This is a genomic window from Pseudomonas sp. HY2-MNA-CIBAN-0224 (assembly GCF_040310285.1).
GTDB lineage: Bacteria > Pseudomonadota > Gammaproteobacteria > Pseudomonadales > Pseudomonadaceae > Aquipseudomonas > Aquipseudomonas helleri.
The window spans coordinates 1-407 of the sequence record NZ_JBEOPQ010000214.1 but is presented as its reverse complement, the minus strand read 5'-3'; the positions used below and the strand labels follow the sequence as shown (position 1 = coordinate 407).

At 43.2% G+C, this 407-nt stretch carries 1 protein-coding gene; it reads right to left on the bottom strand.

Translation table 11 applies throughout. The features are described from left to right. Positions 1-98: 98 nt before the first annotated feature. Positions 99-407 (bottom strand): GGDEF domain-containing protein (locus AAEZ03_RS26080; protein WP_350582641.1); only part of this gene is annotated, 309 nt, incomplete at its 5' end.

Genomic DNA, 407 nt, shown 5'->3' with positions numbered 1-407 from the left:
GGATGAAAACAGCATACTTAGAAGCGGTATTAAATGCTGGATTCAGTGATATGGCTAATTAATGAACACTCATGCGGTTGCCCTGGGATAAGGTAGCGCTAATTAGCGCTAATTCGGAAGCAGTTTCTGCCAGCGGCTTTTGCGCAATACATGGCTTTATCGGCGCGCCCATATATATTTTCTGCATGTTGCTGCGGTAACGACTCCGCAATGCCTAAACTGCACTGAATGTTATATTCGGTGAGCTCAGAATGTTTCGGCATCATATCAATAATACGTTGGCATACTATTGCCGCTGCATTAACATCCCCTTGGGTAATAATCACAAATTCGTCACCGCCAATTCTAAAGGCTTGGTCAGTATTACGAATGGCTTGATTAATTAACGCAGCAAAACCCACTAATAC